Annotated in this window: 12 protein-coding genes; 6 read left to right on the plus strand and 6 right to left on the minus strand. The window is 71.7% G+C overall.

What is annotated here, in order from left to right; all coding sequences use genetic code 11:
* Position 1: 1 nt before the first annotated feature.
* From ACFY2L_RS13085 to ACFY2L_RS13105, 5 genes are read left to right on the plus strand one after another with little or no spacing between them, the layout of a single operon-like run.
* Entirely contained in the window at positions 2-226 is a 225-nt protein-coding gene (locus tag ACFY2L_RS13085) for a hypothetical protein (RefSeq protein WP_390657025.1), read from the plus strand.
* A complete protein-coding gene (locus tag ACFY2L_RS13090) occupies positions 223-750 on the plus strand; it encodes a hypothetical protein (protein ID WP_390657026.1) in 528 nt (175 codons plus the stop codon). The genes ACFY2L_RS13085 and ACFY2L_RS13090 overlap by 4 nt, the downstream gene beginning before the upstream one ends.
* Positions 747-2,510 carry a V-type ATP synthase subunit A gene (locus ACFY2L_RS13095; protein ID WP_390822306.1) on the plus strand — a complete coding sequence of 588 codons (1,764 nt, stop codon included), beginning with the start codon at positions 747-749 and terminating at the stop codon, positions 2,508-2,510. The genes ACFY2L_RS13090 and ACFY2L_RS13095 overlap by 4 nt, the downstream gene beginning before the upstream one ends.
* On the plus strand, positions 2,507-3,907 hold the full coding sequence (locus tag ACFY2L_RS13100; RefSeq protein ID WP_390822307.1) for a V-type ATP synthase subunit B: 1,401 nt from the start codon (positions 2,507-2,509) through the stop codon (positions 3,905-3,907). The genes ACFY2L_RS13095 and ACFY2L_RS13100 overlap by 4 nt, the downstream gene beginning before the upstream one ends.
* The gene (locus ACFY2L_RS13105; RefSeq protein WP_390657029.1) at positions 3,907-4,527 is read left to right on the plus strand and encodes a V-type ATP synthase subunit D; all 621 of its coding nucleotides are present in this window, start codon (positions 3,907-3,909) and stop codon (positions 4,525-4,527) included. The genes ACFY2L_RS13100 and ACFY2L_RS13105 overlap by 1 nt, the downstream gene beginning before the upstream one ends.
* An 80-nt stretch (positions 4,528-4,607) precedes the next feature.
* Here the strand turns inward: ACFY2L_RS13105 and ACFY2L_RS13110 are convergent, their stop codons facing one another.
* From ACFY2L_RS13110 to ACFY2L_RS13135, 6 genes are all read right to left on the minus strand, one after another.
* Positions 4,608-5,480: a universal stress protein gene (locus ACFY2L_RS13110; protein ID WP_390822308.1), complete on the minus strand. Its 873-nt coding sequence runs from the start codon at positions 5,478-5,480 to the stop codon at positions 4,608-4,610.
* Positions 5,481-5,622: 142 nt separating this feature from the next.
* On the minus strand, positions 5,623-5,916 hold the full coding sequence (locus ACFY2L_RS13115; RefSeq protein WP_390822309.1) for a hypothetical protein: 294 nt from the start codon (positions 5,914-5,916) through the stop codon (positions 5,623-5,625).
* A 300-nt stretch (positions 5,917-6,216) separates the two neighbouring features.
* A complete protein-coding gene (locus tag ACFY2L_RS13120) occupies positions 6,217-6,621 on the minus strand; it encodes a DUF779 domain-containing protein (protein WP_390822310.1) in 405 nt (134 codons plus the stop codon).
* Positions 6,621-8,135 carry an aldehyde dehydrogenase family protein gene (locus tag ACFY2L_RS13125; protein WP_390657033.1) on the minus strand — a complete coding sequence of 505 codons (1,515 nt, stop codon included), beginning with the start codon at positions 8,133-8,135 and terminating at the stop codon, positions 6,621-6,623. The genes ACFY2L_RS13120 and ACFY2L_RS13125 overlap by 1 nt, the downstream gene beginning before the upstream one ends.
* A 113-nt stretch (positions 8,136-8,248) precedes the next feature.
* Positions 8,249-9,478, minus strand: a complete 1,230-nt coding sequence (locus tag ACFY2L_RS13130) for a GAF domain-containing protein (RefSeq protein ID WP_390822311.1) — start codon at positions 9,476-9,478, stop codon at positions 8,249-8,251.
* A gap of 312 nt (positions 9,479-9,790) precedes the next feature.
* A complete protein-coding gene (locus ACFY2L_RS13135) occupies positions 9,791-11,845 on the minus strand; it encodes an alpha-L-fucosidase (RefSeq protein WP_390822312.1) in 2,055 nt (684 codons plus the stop codon).
* A 458-nt stretch (positions 11,846-12,303) separates the two neighbouring features.
* Here ACFY2L_RS13135 and acs point away from each other — a divergent pair, with 458 nt between their 5' ends.
* Positions 12,304-14,247: an acetate--CoA ligase gene (acs, locus tag ACFY2L_RS13140; protein WP_390822313.1), complete on the plus strand. Its 1,944-nt coding sequence runs from the start codon at positions 12,304-12,306 to the stop codon at positions 14,245-14,247.
* The last annotated feature ends 92 nt before the right edge of the window (positions 14,248-14,339 follow it).

Here is a 14,339-nt window from a genome sequence, read left to right on the forward strand (position 1 = left end):
CATGGGACGCGTCGCCGCCCTCGGCGAGCGGTCCCGGGTGGCCGGTCTCGCCCTGGCCGGCGCCGTCGTTCTCATCGCCGACGACCCCGAGACGGTACGCCGGGGCTGGCGGAGCCTCCCGGCCGACATCGACCTGGTGATCCTCACCCCTGCCGCGGCCGAGACACTCGAGCACGAACCGGCCCTGCCCGCGGACCGCCGTCTGACCGTGGTGATGCCGCCGTGACGACCCGAGCTCCCGACCAGACGACGGACGCGCTCCAGCCGGTCCGGGCACGATTGCTGCGGGCCGCTCACGCCGATGCGGAAGCGCTCCTGGCCGACGCCGGGCGAGAGGCGGCCGCCCGGCTCGACCAGGCCAGGGCCCAGGCCCGGGCGATCCTCGACGACGCCCGCCGCCAGGGCGAGGCCGACGGCGTGGACGCCGCCCGTGACCTCCTCGTCAGGGCCCGGCGGCAGGCCAGGTCCCGCACACTCTCCGCTCGGCGGGAGGCGTACGAGGAGATGCGCCGCGAGGCGGCCGAACGGGTCCGCGCGTTGCGCCGGGCCGACGGCTACGCGTCGCTCCGGGAGCGACTGGAGCAGCGGGCCCGCACGCTCCTCGGCCCCGAGGCCCAGGTGACGGAGCATGCCGACGGGGGCGTGGTGGCCCAGGTGCCGGGAAGGCGGGTCGACCTGTCGCTGACCGCGTTGGCCGAGCGGGCCCTGGACGGCATGGGAGCGGAGGTGCGAAGCCTGTGGGAGCCGTGACGGAGTCCACCCGGACGGACCGGCCGCCCGCCTCCCGGCGGCCGGTTTCCCGGATCCTGCGTGTCACAGGGCCGCTGGTCGAGATCGGGTACACGAGCGGAACCGCGATGTACGACCTGGTCTCGATCGGCCCCGCCGGACTGCCCGGTGAGGTGGTGGCCATCAGCGATGACCTGGTCACCGTCCAGGCGTACGAGTACACCGGAGGGCTCGCCCCGGGACAGACGGCGCTGCCCCAGGGCCGTCCGCTGTCGGTGCACCTCGGTCCGCACCTGCTCGGCGGAATCTTCGACGGGCTGCTGCGCCCGCTGTCCGACGCCGGAGACTGGCTGCTGCCGGACACGCGGCGGACCGGGGCGGCGGAGCGCACCTGGTCCTTCTCCCCCCTGGTGGAGGAGGGCCAGGAACTGGCCGAGGGACAGGCGCTGGGGGAGATCCGCGACGCGGGGCCGGTACGGGTGAAGGTCCTGGTGCCACCCGGCTGCGGGGGTACCGTGACGGAGATCGCCGCTCCCGGGCACCATCCGACGGACGCCGTGGTGGCCGCGGTGGGCGGCGCCGAAGTGGGCCTGGGCGCCCTGTGGCCGGTGCGCAGCCCCCGGCCCGTGCGGGAGCGCGTCGACGCCCACGAGGCCCTCGGCACCGGCCAGCGGGTGATCGACCTGCTCTTCCCCGTGGCCCGGGGCGGCACGGTCGCGGTGCCCGGTGGCTTCGGCACCGGCAAGACGGTGCTGCTGCAGCAGATCGCGAAGTGGTGCGACGCGGATGTCATCGTCTACGTCGGCTGCGGCGAGCGCGGCAACGAGATGGCCGACGTCATCACCGAGCTGTCGGAGCTTCAGGACCCGCGGACGAGCGGACGCCTGGCGGACCGCACGGTGACCATCGCCAACACCTCCAACATGCCGATGATGGCCCGCGAGGCCGGCGTCCACACGGGGGTGACGGTCGCCGAGTACTTCCGTGACATGGGTCTGGACGTGGTGGTCATCGCCGACTCGACGTCCCGATGGGCCGAGGCGTTGCGCGAGTTCGCCTCCCGTACCGGCGCGCTGCCCGCGGAGGAGGGCTACCCGGCCGGACTTGCCTCGGCCATCGCGGCCTTCTACGAGCGGGCCGCCGCCGTGACCACGCTCGGCGGTGACCGTGGCTCGGTGACCGTGATCGGCGCGGTGTCCCCGCCCGGCGGGGACATGACCGAACCGGTCACCGCCCACACCGAACGCTTCGTCCGCTGCCTGTGGACCCTGGACCGCGACCTCGCCTACGCCCGTCACTACCCGGCGGTCTCCTGGGCGGGGTCCTTCTCCCGGGACGTCCCGGTGCTGGCCGCCGGACACCGGGCGGCCGGGGATCCGGCGTGGTCGCGGCGCCGCGACCGGGTGGGAGCGGCGCTGGCGGAGGCCGACCGGCTGGCCGACCTCGTGGACCTGATCGGGATCGCCGCCCTTCCGGCGCGGGAGCGGATCAGTGTGCTCGCGGGCCGGCTGGTGAGGGAGGGCGTGCTGCAGCAGAGCGCGCTGTCGCAACGCGACGCGTACTGCGGGCCGGAGAAGACGGCGGCGCTGGCCGACGCCGTCCTGGCGGTCGTCGACCGCTGCCGGGAGCTGGTGGACTCCGGGGTACCGGCGGCATCGGTCGAGGAGTTCGACTTCGGTCCGCTGCTGCGCGCCCGGGAGGACACCGGTCCGCACGACGCCACCGGCGTGGCGGCGCGCCGGGACGCCATGCTCTCCCGCCTGGGAGAAGTGCGGCCATGAGCCTGTCGGGCGGGACCGAGTACACGGCGGTGCGCGAACTGCGGGGACCGCTCGCGGTCGTCGAGGGCGTCTCGGGGGTCGGCTGGGACGAGTACGCGCACATCACCCTCGCCTCGGGCGAACGGCGCCACGGCGTGGTCCTGGACGCCGACCGCGGCCTGGCGGTGGTCCAGATGCTGGAGGGCACCGCGGGTATGGACCCGCAGGGCGTCCGCGCGGTCTTCACGGGCAGCCCACTGCGCGTCCCGGTCGGCACGGACTGGCTCGGCCGCGTCTGCAACGGCCGCGGCGACCCCGTCGACGACGGGCCACCCGTCTTCGGCTCCCACCAGGCCGAGGTGGGAGGCGCTCCCCTCAACCCGGTCCGGCGCGAGCCGCCGTCCGAACCGGTGCTCACCGGCGTCGGAGCCATCGACGCCCTGACCACTCTGGTACGGGGACAGAAACTCCCGGTGTTCTCGGTGGCCGGGCTGCCACATCTGGAACTGGCAGCCCAGATCGCCGCGCAGGCCACCGTCGGCGGAGAGGCGTTCTGCGTCGTCTTCGCGGGCATGGGACTCACCCACGCCGACGCCTCCTTCGTACGAGACGCCCTGGAGGAACGGTCGGCGGCCGGGGAACTGGTCCTGCTGCTGAACACGGCCGACGACCCGGTGATCGAACGGATCCTCACCCCGCGGATCGCGCTCACCGTCGCCGAGCACCTCGCCTTCACCGAAGGACGGCACGTCCTGGTCGTGATGACCGACATGACGACGTACGCGGAAGCCCTGCGCGAGGTCTCCGCCGCCCGCGGGGAGATCCCCGCCCGCCGCGCCTACCCCGGCTACCTCTACAGCGACCTGGCCTCCCTGTACGAACGTTGCGGACGCATCCGCGGACGGCCCGGCTCGGTCACCGTGCTGCCGGTGCTCACCATGCCCGCGGGTGACATCACCCATCCCGTGCCCGACCTGACCGGCTACATCACCGAGGGGCAGATCGTGCTCTCGCCGGAGACACACGCGCGCGGTGTGTATCCGCCGCTGGACGCCCTGTCCTCCCTCTCCCGGCTGATGCGCAAGGGCGCCGGCCCCGGCCGTACCCGCGACGACCACCTCGACGTCGCGGCCCAGCTGCTCGCCGCCCTGGCCCGCGCCCGGCAGGTCCGCGATCTCGCGGACCTGGTCGGTCAGGGGGCGCTGAGCCCCATCGACCGCCGCTACCTCGACTTCGACGAGGCGTTCCTGCGGGACTTCGTCGACCAGCGCGGCGACGAGTCCCGAAGTCTCGACACCTCGCTTGAGCGGGGCTGGCGGGCCCTGCTCACCCTGCCCCGCAGCCAGCTCTCCATGCTCCCCGCAGCGCTCCTCGACGCCCACGGCGCGAAGGGTGCCCCGGAGACGGAGGCGCACTGATGACCGGCGCCCGCCGGACACCGCCCGGTCGGGCGGGACGGCTGAGACTGCGGCACAGCCTCGCTGTCGCCGAACGCGGAGCCGACCTGCTGGAGCAGAAACTCCGCATCCTGCGCGCCGAGCACGAGCGGCTGCAGAGAACGGAGACGGAAGCCGCCCGCGCCTGGCGGGACCTGCTGTCCGAGGCCGAGGACTGGCTGCTGAGGGGGCTCCTGCTGGGCGGGGAACAGGCTCTCGGCACGGCCACAGCGGGTATCGGTCCCGCCGAGGTCACGGTGGGCTGGACCACCTCCATGGGGGTACGCCACCCCACGGCGGCCGCTGTTTCCGTGCCCAGCCGCCCGCCCACCGCCGCCGCTCCCACGAACACGGCTCTCGTGCACGCCGAAGCGGCCTACGGCCGGTCCCTGCGCGCCGCCGCCGAGTACGCCGCCGCCCATACCGCCGCCCAACTGCTGGGCGCCGAGGTCACCAGCACCCGGCACCGGGTCCGCGCCCTGCGGCGCCACTGGATCCCCCGCCTGCGCCAGGCGCTCGACCGGGCCGACCTCGCCCTGGAGCAGGCCGAACACGAGGACGGCGTCCGGCGTCGCTGGGCGGCCCGGAGCACCGAGCGGTGAAATCCGGAGCCCTCACCGCGGCGAGGCGCCTGAGCGCGGCGGCCGGCCGTACGGGGCAGCGAACCGAACCGGTCCGTGCCTCAGACCGGGACCGTGATGACCGGGCAGTGGGCGTGATGCAGCACTCCCTGGCTCACCGAGCCCAGCAGCATGCCCGTGAAACCTCCGTGCCCGCGCGTTCCCACGACCAGACCCAACGCGTGCTCCGAGGCCTCCGTCAGGACCCGCACCGGGTGGCCCCGTACGACCTCGTGGTGCAGCTCCACTTCCGGGTGCGTCGCGGTGCGGCCCGCGACCGTCTCGGACAGCACCCGGCGGCACTCCCGCAAGGCCGCGTCCTCGTCCAGGGCACCGAGGAGCGGCGGATGCCACACGTACAGGGCCCGGAGGGCCGCACCGCGCAGGGCCGCCTCGTCGAACGCAAGGTCCACCGCCGCCGCCGCGTGCGCACTGCCGTCCACGCCGACCACGAAGTACGCGGGCTCCTGGGTGATGTGCTCCGGCTCCGGAACGACGACGACCGGGCACGGAGCGTGGGCGGTGAGCGGCAGCGCCACGGCGGCGGAGGTGAAGAGTTCGCGCCGGGTGCTCAGATGCCAAGAGCCCACCACGACCAGCGAGGCGTTCCGAGCCTCCTCGCGCAGAACCCAGGCCGGCTCTCCTTCCGCCAGCACTGTCGACACCTCCACCGACGGCCGCCGGGACTCCACGAAGGCGACCGACCCCTTCAGCAACTCGGCACCCTCTTCGTGCAGCGTCCGGTTCCACTCCTCCCAGGACGGCCGTACCTCGCCCGACCGGTATCCACCCGTCGGTACGCCCTGGGCGTGCACGAGCCGTACCGGCAGGCCGTGTCGATCCGCCTCGTCGACGGCCCAGGCGAGTGCCAGCCGCTTCGAGGGATCCGGGTCGACACCCACGACGATCGGCCCACGCCCATCCCCAGCGCTCATGGCACCTCCAGCAGATTCCCGTACCGCCGTTCTTCCAGCGTGACCCCGGCCGTGGGGAGCCGCCACGCCACGGCGCTCCCCGGGCCGTCCCGGAGCCTCGGGGCTCAGCGGCGTGCGCCGCCCTGGCTCCCTGCCGTGCGGGTCACCGGCTCCCGACCCGCTCGTCCCCTGGGACGGTCGCGCCCCCGCCGGCCCGCACGGCGTCCACCACCGCCTGGTGCAGCTGCCTGCTGCCCTGCTCGGACAGGCAGGACACCGGGCTGCCGGCGAGGGTGTGCCACTGGGAGGTTCCGGTGTACCGCACCAGCACATCCGCCTGGACACCGTCCCAGGTGGTGCGCACGGTCAGGTTGCCGCTCATCACACCGCCCTCGTCCGTGCGGGTGCCTCCCCGCCCGGCGAACACGTCCGGTGTGGTCCATGTCGCTCTGGTCATGACGTCGTTCCTTCGCTCCTGATCGCCGACGCTCCTCCAGCCGCCGTGCCCGTCCGACGGGCGGCCTCAGCGGACCGCGGGCCCTTTCTTCCGAGCATGCTCGTCGGGCCGACCGATGCACTGGGCCGTTCGGGTACTCCACGTGGGCCGTGCGGCCCAAGGAACGACGGGTCGGCGGGGGACGGCGGTGCGGGCGCCGCGGGAACGGGGGGGCCGGACCCCTGATGTCCGGCCCCACCCTCGCCACCGCCTGCGTGGATGCGGTGGCTGCCCGACGGCCCGGCGCGTCGACGCGTCAGGTCATCCCGTCACCTCGGCCCCGGTCGGCAGGGGCGGTTCCGCCTCCCCGCGCCGCCGCTCCTCGTCGGTGAGCGGCCGGGAGCGCAGCAGGAACCGCACGCCCTCCGGGGCTTCCAGGGAGAAGCCGCCGCCCCGTCCCTGGACCACGTCGACGGTGAGGTGGGTGTGCCGCCAGGACGCGTACTGGTCGGCGCTCATCCAGAACGGAGTGTTGCCGGCGACATGACCGAGCAGGACGTCCGCCGCGCCGACGCGGAACTCGCCGCGCGGGTAGCACATCGGAGCGCTGCCGTCACAGCAGCCGCCGGACTGGTGGAACATGACCGGTCCGTGACGAGCCGTCAGCCGGCGCACCAGCTCCTCCGCGGGGCCGGCCAGTTCCACGCGCGCCACCCGGGTTCCCATCAGAAGAGGCCGAGCTTCTGCTCCGAGTAGCTGACCAGGAGGTTCTTGGTCTGCTGGTAGTGGTCGAGCATCATCTTGTGGGTCTCGCGGCCGATGCCGGATCCCTTGTAGCCGCCGAAGGCCGCGTGCGCGGGGTAGGCGTGGTAGCAGTTGGTCCACACGCGGCCCGCCTTGATCTCGCGGCCCAGTCGGTAGGCGAGGTTGCCGTTGCGGGACCACACGCCGGCGCCGAGTCCGTAGGGCGTGTCGTTGGCGATCTTCGCGGCCTCTTCGGGCGAGTCGAAGGTGGTGACCGAGACGACCGGACCGAAGATCTCCTCCTGGAAGATCCGCATGTCGTTGGTGCCCTTGAAGACGGTCGGCTCGACGTAGTAGCCGTCCAGACCGGGAACGGTGCGCGGGTTGCCGCCGGTGAGGAGTTCGGCGCCCTCCTTCTTGCCGATGTCGATGTAGGACATGATCTTCTCGAACTGGTCGATGCTGGCCTGCGCGCCGATCATCGTCTCAGGGTCCAGCGGGTTGCCGCCCTTGATGGCCCGGGTGCGCTCCAGGGCGCGGGCCATGAACTCGTCGTAGATCGAGGAGGCGATCAGGGCCCGGGACGGGCAGGTGCACACCTCGCCCTGGTTCACCGCGAACATCACGAAGCCCTCGACGGCCTTGTCCAGGTAGGCGTCGTCGGCGTCCATGACGTCGGCCAGGAAGATGTTCGGGCTCTTGCCGCCCAGCTCCAGGGTGACCGGGATGATGTTCTCGGACGCGTACTGCATGATCAGCCGGCCGGTCGAGGTCTCACCGGTGAAGGCGATCTTGGCGATGCGCGGGCTGGACGCGAGCGGCTTGCCGGCCTCGACGCCGAAGCCGTTGACCACGTTGAGCACGCCGGGCGGGAGCAGGTCGGCGATCAGCTCGACGACCACCAGCAGGCTGACCGGGGTCTGCTCGGCAGGCTTGATGATCACGCAGTTGCCCGCCGCCAGGGCGGGGGCGAGCTTCCACGCCGCCATCAGGATCGGGAAGTTCCACGGGATGATCTGGCCCACGACACCCAGCGGCTCGTGGAAGTGGTAGGCGACGGTGTCCTCGTCGATCTCGCCGACGGTGCCCTCCTGGCTGCGCACCACGCCCGCGAAGTACCGGAAGTGGTCCACGGCGAGCGGGATGTCGACGTTGAGGGTCTCCCGGACCGGCTTGCCGTTCTCCCAGGTCTCGGCCACGGCGATCTTCTCGAGGTTCGCCTCGATCCGGTCCGCGATCCGGTTGAGGATGTTGGCCCGCTCGGCGATGGAGGTGCGGCCCCAGCGGTCGGCCACGGCGTGCGCGGCGTTCAGCGCCAGGTCGATGTCGGCGGCGGAGGAACGGGCGACCTCACAGAACACCTTGCCGGACACCGGCGAGACGTTGTCGAAGTAGCGGCCGTCGACGGGGGCGACCCACTCGCCGCCTATGAAGTTGTCGTAACGCGGGGCGAAGCTGACGACACTGCCTTCTGTCCCAGGCTGCGCGTACACCATGGCGGCTCTCCTCAGTGGGCGATGCGGTGATACGACGGCCCTCGCCGTCGTGGTGCGCATCACTGTGAGCCCGCAAGGTTGGCGCGAGGTTGGCGTCCCGCCCCCGGTGTACGTCAGTCGCGCAGGGCCGTGGTCAGGCGGCCGGCGGGGATCGCGCGGCGGGCGTCGGCCCGGTCGAGCAGGCGCAGCGCGTGCTCGTGCACCTCCGCGTCGTACGGCGCCCGTTCGCCGTAGCGCAGGGCGTGCTCCGGGCGGGTGCTCGCCAGGACCGCCTCCCGTACGGCCACCTCCAGGCGGGTGCGCCACTCCTCGATCCCGGGCGCTTCGGAGCGCGGGAGCAGCGGGCCGCGGTAGAGGCGCAGCGCGGTGTCCGCGTCACCGCTCTCCAGTGCCCGCAGTACGTCGACGGCGTCGCAGGACACGGGGGTGGTGAGGGCGTAGCGGCGGGTGGCGACGCCGCCGCCGAGGGCGCGGCGCAGATGGGAGATCTCCGCCTTGAAGGTGGAGGCGGAGACGGGACGGTCGCCGTACAGGGCGTCGCGCAGCCGCTCCGGTGAGAAGCCGTCCGGCTCCAGCGCGAGGAGCGTCAGGATCTCGAGCTGCCGCGGGCGCAGGGGGAGCGACACGCCCTCGCGTACGGCCTTCTCCTCGCCCATGCACGACAGCCGCAGCTGCGGCAGGTCCGGGCGGGGCGACTCGCTGCGGAGTCCGGCCTCGATGGCGGAGACCAGACCGCGCACCGTGGACATGGCCAGCGGGTGCGAGCGGTCCCAGGTGGTCGACAGGTCCAGGACGCCGAGGACGTGACCGTCGGGGCTGTGGATCGGGGCGCAGTAGCAGACCCAGCCGTGCAACGCGGTCACCAGGTGTTCCGCCGAGAACACGGTGCTCGGGCGGCCGGTGCGCAGCGCCAGGGAGAGCGCGTTGGTGCCCATGGCCTGCTCGTCCCAGCGGCCGCCCGGGGCGAAGTTGACCCGCTCGGCTCGTCGGCGCATGTCCTGCCCGGCGCAGGTCCACATGATCGTGCCGGACTCGTCGGTGACCGCGGTGACGAAGCCGGCGTCGTCGGCGATGCTCCGCAACTCGTCGGAGAGGGCGCCGACAGGCCGGCGCAGCAGCGAGTCGGTCCAGCGGTGCTGGATCGCGCCGCCGTCGGTCACCGGGGCGCTGTCCCGGGCGGGGTCCACGCTCGGCAGCGAGCGCACCCAGGACTCGGCCACCTCGTGGCGCAGCGCCTGGTAGCTGCTCGGCGCCGAGCCCGTGGATTTCACCAGCGACACCGCACGGGACCACTCGTCCTCCAACGTGGCCCTGCGCCGCCGAAGGTCACTGCGCTGTGACATGTGCTTCCCTGTCGTGAAAGGAGCCGGCAACCATTATCCGCCTCGACGCGCGGAGCGCACCGCCCGATCAGGCGGTGGCCCCATCCGGCCGGCGGGTGCCGCGTCCGGCTGTACGCCCCGGCTTCGTCTGCGTGTGACGACAGTGTTATCGGCGAATGAAGCAGTGAAATCAAGGTGTCGCACAGACTACGGACTTCCCGCCCTACCGCAGGTCACAAGTCGCTCACGCCCCGTGCCGCTGCGGGCGCCCACCGGCTCGTGGGCGCCCGCAGCGGCACGCAGACCTCGGGCGTGCCCCAGGGCCATCGCCCGTCAGCCGACCGGCTTGAACGTCCACATCAGGTTGGTGCTCTGCGTCCAGGTCCACTGCTTGGTCACGGACCCCGCGGCGACCATACCGCCGCCGTCGAGGACCAGTCCCGTGCTGCGGTTGGCGATCGAGTACTGGCCGTTGCCGCGGTCGGTGATCTGCCACTGCTGGTTGCCGCCGCCGTTCCAGGGGCCCTGCCGGGCCGGGTCGCCGTTGTTGGTGGCGCCCCAGCCGTCGGCGACCAGGCCGTTGGTGCGATTGACGAGCCTGTAGTAGCCGTTGCCGAGTTCGATCGCCTGCCACTGGACGTTGGCGTTGTCCACGGGCTCCCACTGCTTCAGGTTCGAGCCGCTGCTGAAACTGCCGCCGCTGTCCAGCACCAGGCCGCTCGTGGCGTTGCCCAGGCGGAAGTACGTGGCCGGGTTGAACGTCACCTTCAGCGAGGCGATGGCGTCATTGTTGCCGGTCGTGCGAAGGTCGGCGGCGTTCGAGGTGAACGTCCAGGCGGTCCCGGTGAAGTTGTCGCCGGAGTAGCCCGTCACCTGGTAGCCGTCGGGCACCAGGATGGAGGAGGCCTGGGCGGGCCCCAGACCGGCGGCGGACAGCTGGGAGGAGGTGTAGCTGCCCAGCGTCAGCGCGGCGCGGGTGCCTTGGTAGCCGACGTTCTGGAACACCGTCGGTGAGACCCTCCTGGGCGTGCCCTGGACCTCGACGCACACCACGGAGAGGTCGGCGTTCGGCGCGGTGGCCGGCATGGTGACGTTGATCTGGTCGGTGACGGTGAACGAGAGCGAGACCGAGGGGTTGTTCAACAGATAGACGCGGTTGATCGTGTTGTCGATCGCCGGGATCTGGAGCTGGCCGTTCGTGGGCCAGGTGAAGACATGGGCGAAGAGCTTGCCGTTCTTCTTGGTGACCCTGCCCCATGCGGGGTCGCTGAAGAACGGGCTGGCGCCGGCGCCGTGAACGCTGTCGCTGTGCGTCGCCATCCATGAGGCCAGGCCGGTCAGGACCGTCTGGGAACCGGCGGTGACCGAGCCGTCGCCCTTGGGGCCGATGTTCAGCAGGAGGTTGCCGTCCCGGGACACCACCGTGACGAGCTCTTGGAGGACGTCCTTGACGGATCTGTAGGTGTTCTCCTTCGACGCGTTGTAACCCCAGGCGTCGTTCACGCTGGCGCACCGCTCCCACTGTCTGCCCATCGGCTCGGCGGGTATCCCGAACTCCGCGACGTCGTAGTCGGCGAGACGGTGGCCCCGCTTGACCCGTTCGTTGACGATGAGGTTGGGCTTGCGGGCGATCAGCCAGTTGTAGAGGTCGACGCCGTCCGACTCCAGCCACCAGTCCTGCAGGGTGGCGCTGGACGGCTCGTTGAACCAGTCGCCGTCGAACCACAGCAGCGCAGGGTCGTAGCGGTCCAGCAGTTCCTGAAGCTGCGCCTTCATGTCGGCGATGTAGCCCGTGCGGGCGGCCTGCGAGGACATCGTCGTGAGGCCGTTGTCGTGGCGGTCGGTCTGGGAGGGGTGGTTCCAGTCGAGGATCGAGTAGTACAGGCAGAACTTGACCCCACGGCTCTCGCACTCGGTCTTGAGTTGCATGAGCGGGTCGGCCTGGAAGCCCTTGTAGTCGTGCAGGTTGTACAGCTTGGTGCCGGTGGTGTCGGTGAAACCGGGGACGCTGGAGTCCCACATCGCGTAGCCCTCGTGGTGCTTGGCGGTGATCACGAGGTACTTCATGCCGGCGTTCGCGGCCAGCCCGGCGATCTGGGCGGCGTTGAACTGGGTCGGGTTGAAGTTCTGAGTGACCTGGGTCTGGTAGTTCGCCTTGCTCCACTGCTGCGTGGTGAACGCCCACTCGCCCTGGCCGAGCTGCGAGTACGACCCGAAGTGGATGAACATCCCGAACCGGGCCTGGTACCACCAGTCCATCTTCGAGGGGACCGTGTACGCCTCGGCGGTGGCGGGCCACAGGGCCTGCGGCAGGCCGATGGCCGCCATTCCTCCGGCGAGGGCGGCGGCCTTCATCAGAGAGCGTCTGCTGAGGGGGGCTGAGGACATGGTGCGGCTCCGTGTGTCAGGGAGAGGCCGGGCAAGGCGCAAGAGCGGAGGGGAGGCCTGGTGCCGTACTCGCGCCCCAGGAGAAGACATCGGATGGATTTATAGGATCACAAGGGTGGCTGTGTCCAGAGGTAAGGCAGAGTCAGCTATATAAATGGCCATCATCAGGCATCCTGAGGCTGGATTGGAGGGTCACTCGCTCCTCGACGGCAGACCCATACATCGGATCTATTCAAGGCCTGGCGTCACTTGGCCGATCTCGTCACAGCCGCTCCTCACGCGTGCGGACGGTGCGCTTCTCGATCTCGGCGACGCCTGGACCGCCATCGGCCCGGCCCCGCCGCCAACCTCCCGCCAACCCTCAGGGGTCACCGTGTCCACCTGGCGACGGTCGGCCGCCCGCCTCGGACGGCGGCCCCCTGCCGGTCAGCACCCCGCACCCCACTGGAGGATCCCGAATGTCGCGCTCCGTCCATCCCGACGTTCCCGAGAACCCGCTCGCCACCCGGGGCGCTGCCGTGTCCGGACTGCCGGAGCGAGCCGCGGCCGACCGTCTGGCCTTCTGGGCCCGGCAGGCCGGACAGCTCCACTGGGACACCGACTGGGACCAGGTGCTGGACTGGACGGACGCGCCCTTCGCCCGGTGGTTCACCGGCGGGAAGCTGAACGTGGCGTACAACTGCGTCGACCGGCACGTCGAGGCGGGCCACGGCGAGCAGGTCGCCTTCCACTGGGAGGGCGAGCCGGGTGACACCCGCACGATCACCTACGCGGAGCTCAGGCGCGAGGTGTGCCGGACGGCGAACGCCCTGCTCCGTCTCGGCCTCAGGCCGGGCGACCGGGTCGCCATCCAGCTGCCGATGATCCCCGAGGCGGTCTTCGCCATGCTGGCCTGCGCCCGCCTCGGCCTGCCGCACAGCGTCGTGTTCGGCGGGTTCTCCCCGGCAGCCCTGCAGGCGCGCATCGAGGACGCCCAGGCCAGGCTGCTGATCACCGCGGACGGCCAGTACCGGCGGGGCAAGGCCGAGCCCATGAAGGCGAACACCGACGAGGCGACCAGGGACACCCCGGGCATCGAGCACGTGCTGGTGGTCCGGCGCACCGGCACCGACGTGCCGTGGACCGAGGGCCGCGACCTGTGGTGGCACGACCTGGTCGACGCCCAGTCCGACGAGCACACCCCGCAGTCCTTCGACGCCGAGCACCCGCTGTTCATCCTGTACACCTCCGGGACGACGGGCAGCCCGAAGGGCATCCTGCACACCTCCGGCGGCTACCTCACCCAGGCCGCCTCCACCCACCGCACCGTCTTCGACCTCGACCCCGAGACCGACGTCTACTGGTGCACCGCCGACATCGGCTGGATCACCGGGCACTCCTACATCGTGTACGGGCCCCTCGCCAACCGGGCGACCTCGGTCATGTACGAGGGCACGCCCAACACCCCGCACGAGGGGCGGCACTTCGAGATCATCGAGAAGTACGGCGTCACGGTCTACTACACCGCCCCGACCGTCATCCGCACGTTCATGAAGTGGGGCGAGCAGATCCCCGCCCGCTACGACCTCTCCTCGGTCCGGGTGCTCGGCAGCGTCGGCGAACCGATCAACCCCGAGGCGTGGCGCTGGTACCGCACGCACATCGGGGCCGGCAAGGCGCCGATCGTGGACACCTGGTGGCAGACCGAGACCGGCGCCGTCATGATCTCACCGCTGCCCGACAGGTCCGGCGCGAAGCCCGGCTCGGCCCGGGCACCGCTGCCGGGTCTGTCCGCCAGGGTGGTCGACGACCAGGGCCGTCAGGTCGGCAAGGGAGAGAGCGGCTACCTGGTCCTCGACCAGCCCTGGCCGTCCATGCTGCGCGGGATCTGGGGCGACGCCGAGCGGTACCGGGAGACGTACTGGTCCCGTTTCGCCGACCAGGGCTACTACTTCGCCGGCGACGGCGCGCGCTACGACGAGGACGGCGACATCTGGCTGCTGGGCCGTGTGGACGACGTCATGAACGTCTCCGGGCACCGGATCTCCACCGCCGAGGTCGAGTCGGCGCTCGTCTCGCACCCCGCGGTGGCCGAGGCGGCGGTGGTGGGCGCGTCGGACGCGACGACCGGGCAGGCCATCGTCGCCTTCGTCATCCTGCGTGCGGGCACCGACGCGGACGTCACGGCGGCGCTGCGCGAGCAGGTCGCCCAGGAGATCGGCCCGATCGCCAAGCCCCGCCGGATCATGGTCGTCCCCGAACTGCCCAAGACCCGGTCCGGGAAGATCATGCGCAGGCTGCTCCGCGACATCGCCGAGCACCGGGAGGTCGGAGACGTCACCACGCTCGCCGACGCCTCCGTGATCGACTCGATCACCGCAGGTCTCGGCTGCGGGCCGCACGAGACGACGGGCCCTGCATGAACGGCCCTGCATGAACGGCCCTGAGCGCGGCGAGCCTCCCTGTCGCCGCGGGCCGCGCACGGCCGCTCGACCGAAGCACGCCGACGACGGCG

The sequence above is a fragment of the Streptomyces sp. NPDC001381 genome (genome assembly GCF_042895685.1).
In the GTDB taxonomy this organism is placed as follows: Bacteria; Actinomycetota; Actinomycetes; order Streptomycetales; family Streptomycetaceae; genus Streptomyces.

Bases quoted from the DNA above. Each gene is read 5' to 3' on its own strand.
- ACFY2L_RS13085 (WP_390657025.1), top strand. From the start codon at position 2: ATGGGACGCGTCGCCGCCCTCGGCGAGCGGTCCCGGGTGGCCGGTCTC.
- ACFY2L_RS13100 (WP_390822307.1), top strand. From the start codon at position 2,507: ATGAGCCTGTCGGGCGGGACCGAGTACACGGCGGTGCGCGAACTGCGG.
- ACFY2L_RS13105 (WP_390657029.1), top strand. From the start codon at position 3,907: ATGACCGGCGCCCGCCGGACACCGCCCGGTCGGGCGGGACGGCTGAGA.
- ACFY2L_RS13110 (WP_390822308.1), bottom strand. From the start codon at position 5,480: ATGAGCGCTGGGGATGGGCGTGGGCCGATCGTCGTGGGTGTCGACCCG.
- ACFY2L_RS13115 (WP_390822309.1), bottom strand. From the start codon at position 5,916: ATGACCAGAGCGACATGGACCACACCGGACGTGTTCGCCGGGCGGGGA.
- ACFY2L_RS13120 (WP_390822310.1), bottom strand. From the start codon at position 6,621: ATGGGAACCCGGGTGGCGCGCGTGGAACTGGCCGGCCCCGCGGAGGAG.
- ACFY2L_RS13125 (WP_390657033.1), bottom strand. From the start codon at position 8,135: ATGGTGTACGCGCAGCCTGGGACAGAAGGCAGTGTCGTCAGCTTCGCC.
- ACFY2L_RS13130 (WP_390822311.1), bottom strand. From the start codon at position 9,478: ATGTCACAGCGCAGTGACCTTCGGCGGCGCAGGGCCACGTTGGAGGAC.
- ACFY2L_RS13135 (WP_390822312.1), bottom strand. From the start codon at position 11,845: ATGTCCTCAGCCCCCCTCAGCAGACGCTCTCTGATGAAGGCCGCCGCC.
- acs (WP_390822313.1), top strand. From the start codon at position 12,304: ATGTCGCGCTCCGTCCATCCCGACGTTCCCGAGAACCCGCTCGCCACC.